Source organism: Dietzia sp. DQ12-76, assembly GCF_014145045.1.
In the GTDB taxonomy this organism is placed as follows: domain Bacteria; phylum Actinomycetota; class Actinomycetes; order Mycobacteriales; family Mycobacteriaceae; genus Dietzia.
Map to the genome: position 1 here is coordinate 2,562 of NZ_JAALDV010000549.1, position 1,200 is coordinate 3,761.

Consider the following 1,200-nt stretch of genomic DNA (forward strand, 5'->3'; position numbering starts at 1 on the left):
TGCGCTGTCCCGCGCGTTTCCGGGTCACCCACACCAGCGTAGCGACGGCGCCCGGTGGAATAGCGCGCGAGAGGCGGGTGTTGGTGGGAGCAGGTACCCGGGACGGTTCCGGGGCGAGGAGAGGAGGGTGCGATGCGGACCGCGGTCCTCGAGGCCCCCGGCGTGCGGATAGACTCCGGGTCACCGACAGGTGAGGAGTACCGGTTGCCGACAGAGTTGCAGCCCGACGAGTCCGACCAACGTGCCGAGCAGTTCGAAGAGTTGGCCATGCCGCTTCTCGACCAGTTGTACGGTGCCGCTCTGCGGATGACTCGCAACCCGGCGGATGCGGAGGACCTCGTGCAGGAGGCGTACGCGAAGGCGTACGCGGGCTTCCACTCGTTCAAGCCCGGGACGAATTTCCGCGCCTGGATGCACCGCATCCTCACCAACGCGTACATCAACCACTACCGCAAGCGGCAGCGCCAACCCGCCCAGTATCCGACCGAGGAGATCACGGACTGGCAGCTGGCGGCCGCCGCCGAACACACCTCCACCGGGCTGCGTTCGGCGGAGGTCGAGGCGATGGAGCTGCTGCCGGACGACGAGATCCGGGCCGCGTTGGCGCAGTTGCCGGAGGAGTTCCGGATGGCGGTCTACTACGCGGATGTCCAGGATCTTCCCTACAAGGAGATCGCCGAGATCATGGACACCCCGCTGGGAACCGTGATGTCGCGCCTGCACAGGGGCCGGAAGCAGCTGCGTGAGTTGCTGCGCGACGTGGCGACCGAGCGTGGCTTCGGTCGTGACAGGGCGGGGGGTGCGTCGTGATGAGGGAGCACGACCCGCGGTTGGATCGGATCGACTGCGAGGCCGCCCGGCGCGACCTGTCCCTGCTCGTGGACCTCGAATGCGACGACGCGTGTCGCTCGAGGCTCGAGCATCACCTCGCGGGGTGCCCCACCTGTAGGGAGCTCTTCCTCTCGGAGCGTCGGCTCAAGGCGAAGTTGTCCAGTTCATGCTGTGAGAAGGCGCCGTCCGGGCTGAGGGAACGACTGATGGTGGAGATCCGACGCACCACGGTGACCACGACCGATGCCGACGGGACGACGGTGGTGCACCGGACCACGACCGTCCACCGGCGCGATGCGGAAGGACGTCACCGGACCGAGTGATCCCCGGTGGACGAGTGGAGGGGCGGGCACCGTGCCGGTGCCCGCC

Annotated in this window: 2 protein-coding genes; both read left to right on the forward strand. The window is 68.1% G+C overall.

The genetic code is table 11. The annotated features are described in order from the left end of the window. Positions 1-132: 132 nt before the first annotated feature. The gene (locus G6019_RS16495) at positions 133-810 is read left to right on the forward strand and encodes a sigma-70 family RNA polymerase sigma factor (RefSeq protein ID WP_107755950.1); all 678 of its coding nucleotides are present in this window, start codon (positions 133-135) and stop codon (positions 808-810) included. Further along, positions 810-1,154, forward strand: a complete 345-nt coding sequence (locus G6019_RS16500; protein WP_107755951.1) for a zf-HC2 domain-containing protein — start codon at positions 810-812, stop codon at positions 1,152-1,154. The genes G6019_RS16495 and G6019_RS16500 overlap by 1 nt, the downstream gene beginning before the upstream one ends. Positions 1,155-1,200: the final 46 nt, after the last annotated feature.